Annotated in this window: 10 protein-coding genes; 7 read left to right on the top strand and 3 right to left on the bottom strand. The window is 72.3% G+C overall.

Translation table 11 applies throughout. The features are described 5' to 3' along the window. Window positions 1–217: 217 nt before the first annotated feature. The 3 genes from ACIGQF_RS35445 to ACIGQF_RS35435 form a co-directional block, all read right to left on the bottom strand. Window positions 218–1669: an amino acid permease gene (locus ACIGQF_RS35445; protein WP_399719406.1), complete on the bottom strand. Its 1452-nt coding sequence runs from the start codon at window positions 1667–1669 to the stop codon at window positions 218–220. Between the two features lie 176 nt (window positions 1670–1845). Continuing rightward, entirely contained in the window at window positions 1846–2811 is a 966-nt protein-coding gene (locus tag ACIGQF_RS35440; RefSeq protein ID WP_399719209.1) for a hypothetical protein, read from the bottom strand. A 281-nt stretch (window positions 2812–3092) separates the two neighbouring features. Next, window positions 3093–4304 (bottom strand): SLC13 family permease, encoded by a 1212-nt coding sequence (locus ACIGQF_RS35435; protein ID WP_399719207.1) that lies wholly within the window; start codon window positions 4302–4304, stop codon window positions 3093–3095. 46 nt (window positions 4305–4350) lie between these two features. On the opposite strand from ACIGQF_RS35435, the gene ACIGQF_RS35430 reads away from it, so the two are divergent. From ACIGQF_RS35430 to ACIGQF_RS35400, 7 genes are all read left to right on the top strand, one after another. Beyond that, complete coding sequence (locus ACIGQF_RS35430; RefSeq protein ID WP_399719204.1) at window positions 4351–10170, top strand: TIR domain-containing protein; 5820 nt, start codon at window positions 4351–4353, stop codon at window positions 10168–10170. Beyond that, window positions 10167–11150 (top strand): hypothetical protein, encoded by a 984-nt coding sequence (locus ACIGQF_RS35425; protein ID WP_399719202.1) that lies wholly within the window; start codon window positions 10167–10169, stop codon window positions 11148–11150. The genes ACIGQF_RS35430 and ACIGQF_RS35425 overlap by 4 nt, the downstream gene beginning before the upstream one ends. A 1-nt stretch (window position 11151) precedes the next feature. Then, entirely contained in the window at window positions 11152–11799 is a 648-nt protein-coding gene (locus ACIGQF_RS35420; RefSeq protein ID WP_399719199.1) for a hypothetical protein, read from the top strand. Then, entirely contained in the window at window positions 11789–12589 is an 801-nt protein-coding gene (locus tag ACIGQF_RS35415) for an inositol monophosphatase family protein (RefSeq protein ID WP_399719197.1), read from the top strand. The genes ACIGQF_RS35420 and ACIGQF_RS35415 overlap by 11 nt, the downstream gene beginning before the upstream one ends. Before the next feature lie 319 nt (window positions 12590–12908). Beyond that, a complete protein-coding gene (gene rsgA, locus ACIGQF_RS35410) occupies window positions 12909–14033 on the top strand; it encodes a ribosome small subunit-dependent GTPase A (protein WP_399719194.1) in 1125 nt (374 codons plus the stop codon). A gap of 96 nt (window positions 14034–14129) precedes the next feature. Then, window positions 14130–15590, top strand: coding sequence for a bifunctional transcriptional activator/DNA repair enzyme AdaA (locus tag ACIGQF_RS35405; protein ID WP_399719404.1), 1461 nt, complete (start codon window positions 14130–14132; stop codon window positions 15588–15590). After that, on the top strand, window positions 15568–16074 hold the full coding sequence (locus ACIGQF_RS35400) for a methylated-DNA--[protein]-cysteine S-methyltransferase (RefSeq protein WP_399719191.1): 507 nt from the start codon (window positions 15568–15570) through the stop codon (window positions 16072–16074). The genes ACIGQF_RS35405 and ACIGQF_RS35400 overlap by 23 nt, the downstream gene beginning before the upstream one ends. Window positions 16075–16088 lie beyond the last annotated feature (14 nt).

Genomic DNA, 16088 nt, shown 5'->3' with positions numbered 1-16088 from the left:
CCGCGGCAGCCCGGAAGCGGCGCCGCAGACTGACGGTGGAGGAGAGCCCGACCCGGCCGGCACCTGCGTGGTGTTCGCGCCGGGCAGCAGGCACCGGCCGCGCACGGAAATCGGCGCGCAGATCCTCGGGTACACCGTCCTCAACGGCTGAGCGAACGGCCGTGCCCCGCTCCGCGGTGGCGGAACGGGGCACGGCGGTGTGTGCGAAGGGCGTCGCTCAGATCAGGTCCATCGCGGCGACCTCGTCGGGACGGCCGTAGCTGACCGGACCCTGGAAGCGGTGCCGGGCGGTGGCGAACCACCACACCGTGGCGATGATCAGCACCACGGCCAGCGCGATCGGCGCGTAGTTGAACGAGCCGGGCGTGATGGGGGAGGCCTGCGGCAGCATGAACAGCACGTTGCTCAGCACGATCCAGACCACCGCGACCGCCGCGACGGGCTTGCCCCAGCGGCCCAGGTTCCACGGCCCCGGCTCGAAGGTGTCCAGCCGCAGCCGCAGGAAGATCGGCACACCGTACGCGAGGAAGAGGCCGACGACGTTGACGCTGACGATGGCGGTGAAGGCGGTGTGCGACCACCAGCCGGGGATCACCAGCACCAGCGAGCAGGCGGCGGCGAGCCAGACGGCCTTGACGGGCGTACGGGTGCGCGGCGAGACCGAGTGCCACCAGCGCGAGCCGGGCATCGCACCGTCCCGCGAAAAGGCGAAGATCTGCCGTGTGTTGCTCGTCATATTGGCCAGGCCGCAGAACAGCATCGCGCCGATCACGATCAGCAGCAGGAACTTGGCGGTGCCGGTGCCGAGCGCGTCGATCAGAATTTGTACGGGCGGCGCGTCAGCGCTTGCTTCCGCTGCGTAGTCGCGGATCGCGTAGACCAGCGCGAGCATGAGGATCAGGCCGGTGATCGCGGAGTAGCCGATCGCCCGCATGATTCCCTTGGGCGCGTTGACGGTGGCGCCCACGGTTTCTTCCGACATGTGGAAGCTGCCGTCGAAACCGGTGAACGTCCAGCTGGTGACGAGCAGGCCCAGCAGCGCGCCGTAAAGCCCGTTCGTGAAGCCGGTGTTGTTGGCGAAATGCGTCACGAAAGACGCCGACTGGTGGTGTTCGGGCAGTACGGTCAGAGCCGCCACGATCACCACCATGCCGATCAGCAGCCACCACACCGAGATGCGGTTCAGGATCGCGACCAGGTGCACGGTGTAGGTGTTGGCCAGCGCCTGGACCAGCAGGATCGCCGCCGTGATGAGCACCGTGCGCTGCTCGGACACCTGGTAGGACGGCCACTGCATCGCGAGGAACGCCTGGATGAAGGTGGCCGCCGCGTAGCCGGTGGCGGCCGTTCCGCCGACCTGGCCCACGAAATTCAGCCAGCCCGTGTACCAGGACCAGGCGCCGCGGTGCCGCTTGGCGAGTTTGCCCGCCGAGAAATACAGCGCGCCACTCGTGGGATAGGCGGAGGTGATTTCCGCCATCGAGGCGCCGATGAACAGCACGAGGATCGACACCGCGATCCAGCCGAATACCAGGATACGCGGTCCGCCGGCATTCATGCCGAAGCCGAAGGACGAAAAGATCCCGGATATGATGTTGATGATCGTGAACGAGATCGCGAAATTGTCGAAAGCCCGGAATCTGCGGGTGAGTTTCCGCGGATATCCCATGGCGTGCAGTGTGGCGTCGTCGTCCAGGGCGGTCGGCGGAGCCGCCGGCTTCGGTGAACGCACCCGCGAGAGGAATGCGGAATCGGATGCGGAGTCGGACACGGACGTACCTTTCTGGGGGGAGGGGCGGTGCGCGCCGGCAGCACAGTGGGGGGAGCCGGCGGGTCGGAACCGGTTCAGGAGGAGTCCGGCGCGTGCGGGACCGGCAGCCCGCACCGGCGCCGTGCCCTGCTCAACTGCTCGGCCGGGTCGCCGAACACGCTCCAGGGCATCCGCGAGGCGTACGGGCCCATGGCCGTGAAGACCGCCCGCGCCTCGAACTCGTGCCGCGCCATGCACAGCGCGTGTGCCAGATACGCCAGGTCCAGCACCGGCGTGAAGCGGTAGTCCGCCACCTCCGGCAGCCAGTGCTGGTAGATCCGCAGCGCCGTCGTACGCCACTGCGGCTGTTCCCACGTGTGGTCGGCCAGCGGCGCCGCGGGGTCGTACGCATCGACCGCGGTCACCAACGGCAGCACCCGCAGCGCGGAGTTCGCGGGCGCGCGCTGGGCGAGGAACGCGGCGACGTCCCACGCGGCGCCCGCCGAACCGCCGTGCCGGGCGAAGAAGCAGCCCAGGAAGCGGTGGTGGGCCTCGCGGTGCCAGGGGTCCAGCCGCAGGATGTGCGAGAACAGCGACCACGGGCCCGGCGGCGCGGTGATCAACCCCTCCGGCGCCGGGTCCAGATGGCGCTGGAAGCGGGCCAGTGAGAGCTTCGCGGCCCACGGGGTCGGGTCCAGCGGGGCCAGCTCCGCCGCCCGGTCACAGGCGGACAGTGCTATCCGGCTCAGCGTGGTGGCGTGCCGGTCGCCGGTCTCGGCGGCGCGGGTGGCGCGTAGCGTCGCGACCCGTGCCCACAACAGGGCCGCCTCCGTGCCCGGTTCCTCGGCGAGCCAGCGCTCGGTCAGATCCGAATCGGCCGCTTCGGAGGCGAGAACCAGCGAACGGTGGGCGCGTACCCCGTAATCGCGCCGGGTCTCCCGCAACACCTCCCGGGCGCTGAAGTAGCGTCCGGCGCGCACATCCACACAGGCGCTCGCCAGCCGGCGATCGTCGGCCGCCGGATGCCATACGTACTGCCCTTCGAACAGGCCAGCGGCCATGCTGCGTGCCGTTCCTTTCCCCGTCGTCCGGCGATGTGGAATTACGGAGCCCGCGGCGTGGTCGGAATTGCTCCGAGGGCCCAGCTGACGCCACACCTTACTCAGGTGTCACACAGACCGAAAAGAGGCACCGGAGCAACTAAATTTTCCTGGCAATACGTCAGGCGCTGCCGTGTCCCCTTGGGGCCGGCCGTGGGAGAACCAGATCTCCAGGTGATTAGTGACCTGCCGGACCTGGAATACCGAGCAAGTGGTGTGCCGACGATGCGGTCCAGGGGCTCCTACGCCACCAGGTACAGGGCCCCTGTGCAGGCCACCACTCCCGCACTCGCCAGCACCAGACCGGCCCCGGCGAACGGCAGCTTCGCGATCCGGATGCCGTGCGCCCGGCACCTCTCGAACCAGATCAGCGTGGCCAGCGACGCGAACGGCGTCACCAGCGGACCGACGTTGACGCCGATCAGCAGCGCGAGCAGCTGCGTGTGCGCGTCGGCCGGAATCACCGACTCCGTCGACAGGTACGCAGGCAGGTTGTTCAGCACGTTCGAGAGGCCCGCACCGACGGCGGCCGTACGCAGCAGGCCGGCGAACCCGCTGTCACTGCCGACAGCGGACATCAGCAGGTCCCGCAGCCCCAGCGAACTGATCCAGTCGACGACGAGGAACATCCCCGGGACGAGGGCCAGCAGCCGCCACGGCACCAGCGACCAGCGCAGCTCGCCCCGGCGCCGCACGAAGAACGCGGCGGCGGCGAGGAGAGCGGCTCCCGCGGAGGCGGCCGGGAGCGCGACGTCGAAGCCGATGATGGCCAGCAGGAACAGTCCGCACGCCGCTGCGCACACGCCGAACAGCAACGGGTCGGCGGCCTTCGGGCGCTCCGGCGGCACGTACACCTCGTCGCCCCGCGCCGACCGCCGCCAGTAGAAACCCCACAGGCACACCATCGTCACGGCGATGGCCGCGAGTTGCGGGGCCCACATCACGGCCGCCATCTCCGTGGGCACCAGCACCACTCGCTGAGCGGCCAGCAGGTTCGTCAGGTTGGACACCGGCAGCAGCAGGCTCGCGGTGTTGGCGAGCCACACGGTGGTCATGGCCAACGGCACCGGGCGGATGCCCACGCGGGAGGCCAGGGCAAGCATGACGGGGGTCAGCAGCACCGCCGTCGTATCGAGGTTCAGGGCGATGGTGGTGGCCGAGGCGAGGGCGACGCACCACAGGAACAGCAGGGGATAACTGCCGCGCGCCAGGCGCGCGACCCACGTGGCGGCAACGTCGAACACCTGGGCACGTCCGGCCAGTTCGGCCAGCACCACGGCGGTGAGGAGAAAGGCGAGCAACGGGGCGATGCGCTCGCCCACTTCGAATGCCCGGTCGGAGGGCAGGGCGCCGGTGCCCCACAGCAGAAGGCCGGCCGCGAGCAGTGCCACGGCCAGCCCGTCGAGATTGAGGACGCGTCTCCGTACAAAAGCGACGGCAGGTGAGGAGAACACTCTCGCCCACCTGCCACGGAGGCTCAGGTCTCCTACCATGGTGCGCATGTTATCCGAGGGGGGAACGCAGACCGGTCCCGGCGACCGCCCGCTCTTCTTCGTGAGCTATTCGCCCGCGGACGAGGCCTGGGCGACGTGGATCGCGTGGACGCTGGAGCGTGAGGGATACCGCACGGTCATCCAGGCGTGGGACTTCACCGCAGGCACGAACTTCATCGACTACATGGACCGCGGGGTGAGCGAGTCCGCCGCGGTGATCGCCGTGCTGTCGCAGAACTACGCGCGTTCGCGGTACGGGCGGATGGAGTGGCAGGCCGCCCTGCGGGCCTCCCCGGACAACCCGGAACAGCGCCTGATCACCGTACGGATCGACGAGGCGCCGATCGACGGACTGCTCGCCACCATCACATACATCGACCTCGTGGCTGCCCGGGGCGAGGCGGAAGCGCGGGAGATGCTGCTGGCCCGCGCGCGGGACGCGCTGAACGGACGGGCGCAGTCGTCGGGGCGGCCGGGTTTCCCCGGAACGGCGGCGAGTTCCCCGCCGGTGCCGCCGCAGCGGACGGCGGCGACCCGCAACGGCGACCCGTGGTTCCCCGGGCGGCTCCGGCCGCGGACCGCTCCGGCCTTTCCGCTGAACGCTCCGGAGCGCGAGGGCGACCACATCAGCGTTCTGCACCTGCCGGGCCCGGACTTCGGGCGCGGCAACGAGCCGGACGACACGCTCCACGAGCTGCGCGGCGACCTGCTGGAGCTGCAGGACGCCGATGCTCCCAGACCGGACCTCGTCGTGGTCACCGGCAATCTGACGGCCTCCGGCACGCCGCGCGAGTGCGGGCAGGCGCTCTCCTTCCTGACCTCCCTGCGCGCCCAGCTCGACCTCCGCCCCCACCAGATCGTCCTCGTACCGGGTGCGGAGGACGTCAGCCTGAAGGCGTGCAGTTCCTACTTCTCCTCCTGCGAGGCCGACGAGGTCACGCCGCAGCAGCCGTACTGGGAGAAGTGGCGGCACTACGCGAAGCTGTTCCACGAGTTCTACGAGGGCATCGACCGGGTCTTCGCCGCCGACCAGCCCTGGACGCTGTTCCCCGTACCGGAGCTCAACACCGTCGTCGCCGGCTTCAACTCGACGATGGCGTACAGCCACCGGCCCGAGGACCAGTTCGGCTACGTGGGCCGGGACCAGATCACCTGGTTCGCCGAGGCCCTCCACCAGTACGAGCGGGACGGCTGGCTGCGCATCGGCGCGATACGGCACCCGCTGGAGACCCCCGCGGCGACCGGCGGCCCGGGGGTCGGCGCGATCCGCGACGCCGAGGCGTTCCAGCGGCTGGCCGCACCCCGGCTCAACCTGCTGCTGCACGGCCCGGTCAACGACCCGCGCACCACCCGCCGCGACCCCGTCGACACCCGCCTCGGCACGCTCCCCGTCTTCGGCGCCGCGGCACCGGCCCGCTTCCAGCTGCTGAAGGTCTCCGCCTCCGGGGTCACCCGCTGGCACTCTCCCACCGCCCCCGCCGCCGAGTTCCGCGAGGAGTGGCGGCGCGTCCGCACCCCGCTGGGCCCTCAGGCGTTCCCCTCGCAGGCGCCGAGGCAGGAGCCCGACCCGGTCCGCGACACGTTCACCGACCAGGTGAAGGAGATCTGCCGCGCCAAGTGGCAGGACGTCGGCATCCGCGATGTCACCGTGCGGCGCAGCGACGACCCCACCACCCAGTTCGTCGCCACCTGGAAGCGCGACGGCCTCGTGTTCCAGTCCCGTATCGCCGCGCTGCCCGGTGACCCCCGCGAGGAGGACCTGGCGCGCTTCGCCGAGCAGGTCCGCGCAGCCGAGGGCACCACGGCGGAGAACGTGCTGGTGTACGGCGGCCAGGCGCCACCGCGGGACGTGGTGGAGCGCTTCGGCGACCGCATCCGGGTACGGAGCTTCCTGGAGTTCCAGGGCCTGATCGATCTGCGCGCGTACGTGGCCGACCAGACCGCGCGGCTGAGTTCCGACCGCGCCTACCGGCCGGAGCTGTACCTGCCGCAGCGCTACCGAGAGGTCACTCCGGGGTCCGGGGGCGGGGGGCACGGCCGCCTCGTGGACGAACTGCTGGACACCCTGGACACCGAGCACGGCCGGTTCGTGCTGCTCCTCGGCGACTTCGGCCACGGCAAGACCTTCTCCCTGCGGGAGCTGGCCCGGCGGCTGCCCGAGCAGTCCCCGCACCTGACGCCGGTGTTCATCCCCCTCAACACCTTCGACCGGGCGCACAGCCTCATGGGCCTGGTCACCACGCACCTCGCCAATCACGGTGTGAGCCGCATCGACACCAACGCCCTGCAGTACATGATCCGCCAGGGCCGCATCGTGCTGCTCTTCGACGGCTTCGACGAGCTGGTCAACCGCGTCAGCTACGACCGCGCCGCCGACCACCTGCAGGCGCTCCTGGACGCCGCGGTCGACCACACCAAGATCGTGGTGACCAGCCGCACCCAGCACTTCAAGTCCACCGAGCAGGTCTTCACCGCCCTCGGCGAGCGCGTCGGCGCCCTGCCGCAGCGCCGCGTGCTGACCGTGGAGAGCTTCCAGCCGCAGCAGATCAAGGAGTATCTGGAGCGCACGTACGACTCCCGGGAGAAGGCCGAGCAGCGGTACGACCTCCTCGCCGGCATCCCCAACCTGCTGGAGCTGTGCGGCAACCCGCGGCTGCTGTCCTTCGTCACCGCCCTCAGCCACGAGCAGCTGCAGTCCGTGGCAGGCGCCGGGCGGACCCTGAGCGCCGCCGGACTGTACGAGGAAGTGCTCACCGCCTGGCTGGAGTTCGAGGTCGAACGGGGCAGCGGCGGGCCGGGAGCAGCACCGGGCCTGTCGCTGGAGGACCTGTGGAAGGCCGTGTCCTCGCTGGCCGTACGGCTGTGGGAGACGCGGCGCAGCGTGCTGCGGCTGGACGAACTGGCCGAGACCACCGGGCGGGCCCTGGACGGCCTCACCCGGTCGCACATGACGGCCGAGGAGCGGGCGCAGGCCGTCGGCGCGGGCAGCCTTCTGGTGCGGACCGAGGACAACCTGTTCCAGTTCATCCACACCTCCGTCGTGGAGTGGCTGATCGCCCGCGAAGCCGCACGCCAGCTGGCCGGGCCGGAGGAGGGCACGCCGCCGCTGCTGGCGGCGCGGCCGCTGACGCAGCTGGCCGTGGAGTTCTTCTGCGACCTGGCCGACCGGGGCGACTGCCAGGAATGGGTGCGCCGGGTCCTCGGCGATGTCACTGCCCCGGACAGTCCTGCCCGGCAGAACGCGGTGCGCGTCAACCACCGGCTGCGCATCCCGACCGACGTGGCCCTGCGCGGCGTCGTGCTGCGTGGGGAGAACCTCTCCCACCGCGACTTCTCCGGCGTCGACTTCACCGGCGCCGACCTTGGCGAAACCGTACTGACCGGGGCGAAGCTCGCCGGTGCTGACCTCACCGGCGTCAACCTGTCGGCCGCCAACCTCGACGACGCCGACCTGTCCGGCGCCTGCCTGGAGGGCGCGGACCTCTCCCGTGCCCGCTTGATCCGCGCCGACCTGCGCGGCGCGCGCCTGTCCGGCAGCCGTTGGAGCAGGGCCGCCCTGGTCAGCACCCGCATGGACCCCGAGCAGCCGGCCGCGCCCGAGCTGCGTTCCGCCGCGATCGCCCCGGGCATGCCCGTCGACGTGGGCCTGCGGCCCGCGGCCGTCGGCGTCCCGTACGGCTTCGACCTCCATCACGTCCGGCTGCCCGAGCCCATGGCGTACGCGCGCGACGGCGAGCTGCTGGCCGTGGGCACCGAGGACGGCGGTGTCCTCATCTGCGACCCGGACGACGGGCGGCCGCTGCGCACCCTGCGCGGGCACCACGGGCGTGTGTACGCCGTGAAGTTCGCGCACGACCTGCTGGTGACGGGCGGCGCCGACGGCCACGTGGTCACCTGGGACCCGGCCACCGGCAGGGAGCAACACCGCTTCGAAGTGCATCCCGACGGCGTCTGGCCCGTCGTCGTCGAGCCGAGCGGCAAGCTGCTCGTGACCGGCGACAAGGAGGGCCTGGTCACCGTGTGGGACCCGGCCGACGGCCGCCCGGTCCACCACCTGGCCGGGCACGCGGCTCCGGTCTACACCGCCGGTTTCAGCCCGGACGGCACGCTGCTGCTCACCGGCGACGCCTCCAGCCGGGTCCGGATGTGGGACCTGGCCACCGGGCAATGCGTCCGCGAGATCGACGGGCACCGCGGCTCGGTGTACCGGGCCGCGTTCGCCCCGGACGGCCGGCGCTTCGTCACCGCGGACAACGGCGACGGCGAGGGCGGACACGTCCGGGTGTGGGAGACGGAAACCGGACGGCTGCTGCACGACTTCGCCGGCCACCCCGAACGCGTCTACACCCTCTCCTTCCACCCAGGAGGCAAGTGGCTGGCCAGCGGCGACACCTCCGGCCAGGTGCGGCTGTGGGACGTCTCGGTCGGTGCCTCGCTGGGCTGCCTGGAGACGCTGGGAGGCGGCGTGTACCAAGTCCGCTTCGAGCCGGCGGGCAACCATCTGGCGGCCTGCGGCAGCAACGGCTCCGTACGGCTGTGGACGGTGGCGGGCACGTCGACCCCGGACCTGCGGCAGCACCCGAAGCAGCCCGAGGCGCACCGCGGGTCCGCCTGGTGCGTCGCCTTCCGGTCCGCCCGCGCCGGCGACGCCTCGCAGGGCAGGTCCCAGCTGGTCACGGTCGGCAACGACGGCGGGGCCCACATCTGGGAGATCGCCGCCGGACGCGGCAAGCGGCTGGTGAACGGGCACAACCGCCGGGTCGTCGCTGTCAGCTTCAGCCCGGACGGCGAGCGGATCAGCGTGGGCGGCAACGACGGTGCGGTGCGCGTGTGGGCGGCTCGTACCGGCAAGTGCCTGTCCACCTTGCAGGGGCGTGGCGACCGGCTGGTGTCGGCCCTGTTCAGTCCGGCGCCGGAGGGGCAGGTGGCGGCCGCCAGCAACGACGGCGACGTGTACCTGTTCAGCTCGTCCGACGGCGAGTACCAGCGGCAGTTCGACGCCAACACCGAGCACGTGTGGGCACTGGCCTTCAGCCGCGACGGCGAACTCCTGGCCACCGCCAACGACGACGACACCGTCGGAGTATGGAACCTCCGCAGCTCCGGAGGGCACGTCACCACCCTCGCCGAGCACGCGGGACGGGTCCGCTCCATCGCCTTCCGCCACGACTCCGAGCGCCTCGCCACGGGCTGCGACGACAGCGTGGTGCGCATCTGGGACGTGCGGGGCGGCTCCATCCGGCACACGCTGCGCGGCCACCAGGACCGGGTGTACGGGGTGGCGTTCGGCCACGACGACTCCTGGGTGGCGAGCGCCGGCTGGGACGGCGACGTCATCGTCTGGCGCGGCGGCGCCGAGGCCCTGCGGATGCGCGGCTCCGGTGAGCGTCTCTGGGCGCTGGCCGCCCACCCGTCCCGGCCCCTGCTGGCCGCGGCTGGCGACGACCGCGTCATCCGCATCCGGGACGCGGAGACCGGCGCCGAGGTGCACGCGCTGTCCGGGCACACCGGCCGCGTCCTGTCCCTCGCGTTCTCGCCGGACGGCTCGCTGCTGGTCAGCGGGGGAGAGGACGGCGTGGCCCGGCTGTGGACCCTGGACGGGGAGCCCGCCCTGCGCGGCACTTTCCTCGGCCTCTCGGAGGGCTGGGCCGCCCTCTCACCCACCGGCCGCTACAAGTCCCACGGCACCGTCAGCGACGAGTTCTGGCACGTCATCGGCATGACGCGCTTCGAACCCGGCGACCTGGAGGACCATCTGCCCTCGGTCCGCCGCATGGCCATGGGCGAGGTACTGCCCGGACTCGACACCACCAGGGGTGACGCGTGACCACCGCGGACCAGCGGCGCTCGCGCCGTCTCCAGCGCGCGCTGCGCTGGCTGTACGACTACCTCGACGTCCTGCTGCCCATCGTGCTGGCCTTCAGCGTCGGTCTCATCGACTTCACCAGCGACCTGGTTCCCGAGGACGCGCGCTTCGGTTTCACCATGGCTGTCCTCGGCATCATGGCCATCGCCAGCTTCAAGGACCGTTCCGCGCACGGCAAGACCGTGGAGGAGTCGGTCACCCGGTCCGTGGGACCGCTGGAGGAGCAGGTCGAGCGGACAGCGCGCAGCCTTGAGGACAACGCGCTCATCCGGACCGTGCGCCCCGACGAGATGTACGACGTCCACCGCCGTGCCCGGCAGGACACCACGCAGTGGCAGTTCAAGGGCGGCACGGGCTCCCACATCCGCCCGGTCACCCTGCCCGAGCTGGTCCAGGCCGCCCGCGAACGCCGCTCACGGCTCACCGTCCACATCGAGATCATCGACCCGGGCTCGACCGAATCCTGTCAGGAGTACTCCCGCTTCCGGCAGAGCTTCAGCCCGCCGGGCAGCGCCGGCCCCTGGACGCTCGACCGCACCCGCAAGGGCTCGTACGCCACGGTCCTGGCGGCGTTCTGGCACCTGAACCGGCTGCCCACACTCGACATCAGCGTGCACACCACCACGCGCGTCAGCGCCCTGCGCTACGACCTCTCCGACAGGTACCTGATCCTCACGCAGGACGACCCGACGAGGGAGAACTTCCTCATCGAGCGGGAATCCCTCCTCTACAAGTACTTCGAGATCGAGCTCCACCAGAGCCGGAACCACGCACCGCGCATCGACTTCTCGGGGGCGACGGAGCTGTCGGACTACCCGACCGCCGACGAGGCCCGGACATTCTTCGACGCCGTGGGCAAGCCGCTGCCGTCGTACTCCGACTCCGAGGTGAGCGAGATCATCGAACTGGCCCTGAACGGCGTGGACCCGTACCGGAGGTGACATGCACTTCCACGACCTCGAACAGCAGCTGGACGGCCCGATGGCCGCCGCCGCTGCCACCGCGTACTCCGCGCGCCTGCTGGAGCAGGTGTCGGCCGAGACCCTTGACGTACCCGTCGTCCACCACCCCCTGGGCTTCGTGTGCCTGCCCGTCGTCCGCGACGGCGAACTCGGCGTCTGCCTCCACTTCTTCGGCCACGGCACCGACACCGAGCCGGGTGTCGAACCGCACCACGCCCACAGCTGGGACCTGACCAGCCACGTCCTGTACGGGCGCGTCGCGCACGAGCCCATGGACGTGGCCGAGTCCGGGGAGCCGACGCACCGGATATACGAGGTGCTCAGCGAGGCCGGCGGCAGGGACGAAGTGCACCCCACCGACACCCTGGTGCATGGCGAGCCGTGCCCGCCCCACGTGTGCACAGCAGGCGAAACGTATCGTCTTCCCGCGGGTCTCTTCCACGCCTCCCGCTCGGACGGGCCCGCCGCCACCCTCGTCCTGGGCCGCTCCCGCCCCGGCGGCCGGGACCTGTCGCTCGGCCCGGTCGACGCCCGGGGCCGGGGCCGCACCACCACCCGGCGGCGCTGCGCCGGAGCCGACACCTCGCGACTGCTGCGCACCGCCCTGAGGAGGCTGCATGCCGGGTGATCTGGAGCGTGAACGCCGCACCGCCATGGCCGCCGCCGAGGAGGCCGGCGCCCTGCTCGCCGCATCCTTCCACTCCGCGCACACCGTGCACGCCAAAGGCGGCCGGGACGTGGTGCTGAACCTCGACCTCGCCGCCGAGAAGATCATCGTGACGCGGTTGCGGGAGGCGTTCCCGGACGACCGGATCGTCTCCGAGGAGGCCGGGGACCACGGGCCGCAGGGCGGCCGCACCTGGCTGGTGGACCCGCTCGACGGGACGAACAACGTGGCCATCGGGCTGCCCGCGTACGCCGTCGGCATCGGTCTGATGGACGGCGGGAGGCCTGTCCTCGGCGTCGTCCACGAGCCCGTGACCGGCGCCACCTTCCACGCCGTCGCGGGCCGGGGCGCATACGGCCCCGCCGGCCGGCTCACCGGGCCGGACTCGGTCCTCCCCGAGTCCGGGCCCGTGGTCGCCTGGACGCAGGGGTACGGCGTGGGCCGTGACCCGACCGCTGCTCGGATACGTGCCGAACTGGAGCGCGAGTCCTGGCGGGTGCTGCAGCTGTGGGCGCCGCTGCTGGGGTGGGTGCTGCTGGCGCGGGGGACGATCGACGCGTTCGTGGGGTACTGCGCCGAGGGGGTCGACCTGCCGGCCGGGGCGTTGCTGGCCGCCGAGGCCGGGGCCGAACTGCGCACGCTGGACGGCGAGGTGTTCACACCGGACCACACCGGACCGGCGGAGGGACGGAGTTTCGTGGCGGCGCGCGGGGAGAACCTCGCGTGGGGGCGTCTCAGGTGCTCCGTGTGAGAGGCGGTCGGCCTTCCCGTACTTGACTCCGGCGCGGCAGGCTGATGCCCGGTCGCGGAAATTGCGTGGCGTGCCGGCCGGTGGCACGGCTACGGTGGGATCACACGTCACGACGACCGGTCGATTGCTGTTCGCCGGCGTGTGTTTCGGCTGTGGAGGACGAAGGAGGTGTGACCGATGGCTGTCTTTGCGATGGGTGCTGCCCGCACTCGGACGATCATCAGTTCCGCTTCCGCGATCTCCGGCTGACCCTTTCGACTTTTCTTTCCGCGCCCTCCGTGGCGCGCAGTGCCGGGGTCGCCCTTGTGAAGGGTTTCCCTTGTCTCTCTCCTCTGATGCATCTGCCGCGTCCTCGTCGAGCCCGCTGTCGTCGTACGGCTGGGACGACGGGTTCGCGGAGAGCTTTGCCCCCTTCGCCGGGCAGGGCCTGCTGCCCGGCCGCCTGGTGCGCATCGACCGCGGCCGGGTGGACGCCGTCGTGCCCGACGCCGACGGCGTCCGCACCGTCCTCGCCTCCACCGCGCTCGTGGCCACCGGCGACCCGCTGAAGGTCCCGTGCACCGGCGACTGGGCCGTCATCGATCCCGGCAGCGGGCCGGACGCCGTCGTCCGCGCGCTGCTCCCGCGGCGCACCGCGCTGGTGCGCTCCGCGTCCTCCAAGCGGTCCGAGGGCCAGATCCTGGCCGCCAACCTCGACACCGCCGTCATCGCCGTCTCGCTCGCCGAACCCCTCGACCTCGGACGCGTCGAACGCTTCGTGTCCTTGGCCTGGGAGAGCGGCGCCACCCCGCTCGTCGCTCTGACCAAGGCCGACCTGGTGCCGGACGGGGCTGGCCTGGCCCATCTCGTCGCCGACACCGAGGGCGCGGCGCCCGGCGTGCAGGTAGTGGGCGTCAGTGCCGCCACCGGAGCGGGCCTGGACGTCCTCGCCGCGGCGCTGGCCGGCGGCACCGCCGTCCTGCTCGGCCGGTCCGGCGCCGGCAAGTCCACCCTCGCCAACGCCATGATCGGCACCGACGTGCAGGACGTGCACGCGGTACGTGACCGGGACGGCAAGGGCCGGCACACCACGACCACCCGTGACCTGCTGGTACTGCCCGCCGGCGGGGTGCTGATCGACACCCCGGGGCTGCGCGGCGTCGGCATGTGGGACGCCGAGGACGGCCTCGCCCGTACCTTCACCGACGTCGAGGAACTGGCCGCCGAGTGCCGGTTCCACGACTGCGCGCACACGTCCGAGCCAGGGTGCGCGGTGCTGGCGGCGGTGGACACGGGCGGGCTGGCGGAGCGCCGCCTGGACAGCTACCGCAAGCTGCTCCGGGAGAACCAGCGCCTCGTCGCCAAGACCGACGCCCGGCTCCGCGCCGAGCTGCGCCGGGACTGGAAGCAGAAGCAGGCGCTCGGCCGGCACCTGGGCGAGCGGAAGCGGGGGATGCGGGGGTAGCCGGGCGGTCCGGGCCGCCCGTACGCGGGCGGCCCGGACGCCATGTCCGATTTCCGCCGGAAGCCGTCCCGATGATCCCGCACACTGGACGGTGTGATGGACGAAAGCAGCAGGTACGAGGCGGTGGCGAGCCGGGACGCGCGCTTCGACGGAGAGTTCTTCTTCGCCGTGGTCACGACCGGCATCTACTGCCGTCCGAGCTGCCCGGCGGTCACCCCGAAGCGCGTCAACGTGCGATTCTTCCCGTCCGCCGCGGCCGCCCAGGGCGCCGGCTTCCGGGCCTGCCGCCGCTGCCGCCCGGACGCCGTCCCCGGCTCGGCCGACTGGAACGTCCGGGCCGACCTCGTGGGCCGCGCCATGCGCTTCATCGACGACGGCGTCGTCGACCGTGAGGGCGTCGCGGGCCTCGCCGACCGGCTCGGCTACAGCGCCCGCCAGGTGCAGCGCCAGCTCACCACCGAGCTGGGCGCGGGGCCGGTCGCCCTGGCCCGCGCCCGCCGCGCGCACACCGCGCGGATCCTCCTCCAGACCACCCCGCTGCCGGTCACCGAGCTGGCCTTCGCCGCCGGTTTCGCCAGCGTCCGGCAGTTCAACGCCACCATGCGGGAGATCTACGGCTCCACCCCCAGCGAGCTTCGCGCCCGCGCCCGCGGCCACGCGGCGCCGGGGAACGGCGGCTCGCCCGGCGGCGTCCCGCTCCGGCTGGCCTTCCGAGGCCCGTACGCCGCCCGGGAGATCTTCGACGACCTGGCGGCCGCGGCCGTGCCCGGCATCGAGGAGATCGTCGGCAGGCCCGGCACCCGCACGTACCGCCGCACCCTCCGCCTCACGTACGGCACCGCCGTCGCCGAGGTCGACGAGCGGCCCGGCAGGCCCGGCGGACCGGCCGGCTCCGGCTGGCTCGACAGCCGGCTGCACCTCACCGACCTGCGCGACCTGCCGACCGCGAACCAGCGGTTGCGCCGCCTCTTCGACCTGGACGCCGACCCGTACGCGGTCGCAGCCCGGCTGGCGGCCGACCCGCTGCTCCGGCCGCTGGTCGCCGCCCGCCCCGGGCTGCGCTCGCCGGGCGCGGCCGACCCGGCCGAGCTGGCCGTACGGACCGTGCTCGGCGGGCCCCCGGAGCGCGCCGCCGCCCTCGTGCGGGCGTACGGCAAGCCCCTGGACGCCCCCGACGGCACGCTCACCCACCTCTTTCCGGCCCCGGCCGAGCTGGTGGCGGCCGACGCGGGGGAGGGGGTGCGGGCCCTGTGCGCCGCGCTCGCCGACGGCGCCGTCGACCTCGAAGCGGGCGCGGACCGGGACGCCGCCGAACGCGCCCTCGCCGCGCTCCCGGGCGTCGGCCCGGCCGCGGCGGCGGTCATCAGGCGGCGCGCGCTGGGCGACCCCGACGTGGGCCCGCCCGGCCTCGCCCCCGCCGGCGCTGACCACCGGCCGTGGCGCTCGTACGCCCTCCAGTACCTCCGGCACGCCGGCCTCAGTACCGGTGCCGCACCCGGATCCGAAGACCACGACCAGAAGGACGTCTGCGACCATGCCGCTCTACACGCAGCTTGACAGCCCCCTCGGCCGGCTGACCCTGGTGGGCGAGGCGTCGGCCGGTGCCCCCGGCGGCACGGTGCTGACCGCCCTCTCCGTCCCGGAGCAGAAGGGCGGCGTCGTGCCCGCGCCGGACTGGACCCGCGAGCCGGCCGCCTTCGCCGAGGCGGAGCGGCAGCTGAAGGAGTACTTCGCGGGCGAGCGCCGGGAGTTCGGCCTGACGCTGGCCGCGCGCGGCACGGCCTTCCGCGAGCGCGTCTGGGCGGCGCTGGACGGCGTGGCGTACGGCGAGACCGTCAGTTACGGCGAGATCGCCCGGCGCATCGGGGCCTCCCGGCCCGCCGTACGGGCCATCGGCACCGCGATCGGCGCCAACCCGCTGCTGGTGCTGCGCCCCTGTCACCGCGTCATCGGCGCCGACGGCTCGCTCACCGGGTACGCGGGCGGCCTGGACCGCAAGCGCGCGCTGCTCACGCTGGAGGACGCCGCCGCGGTCCGCTGATGCGTTCGCGGAGC

Origin of the sequence: Streptomyces sp. NPDC053560 (assembly GCF_044544605.1) — a bacterium.
Taxonomy (GTDB): Bacteria; Actinomycetota; Actinomycetes; order Streptomycetales; family Streptomycetaceae; genus Streptomyces.
This window is presented reverse-complemented; position numbering and strand designations above follow the sequence as displayed.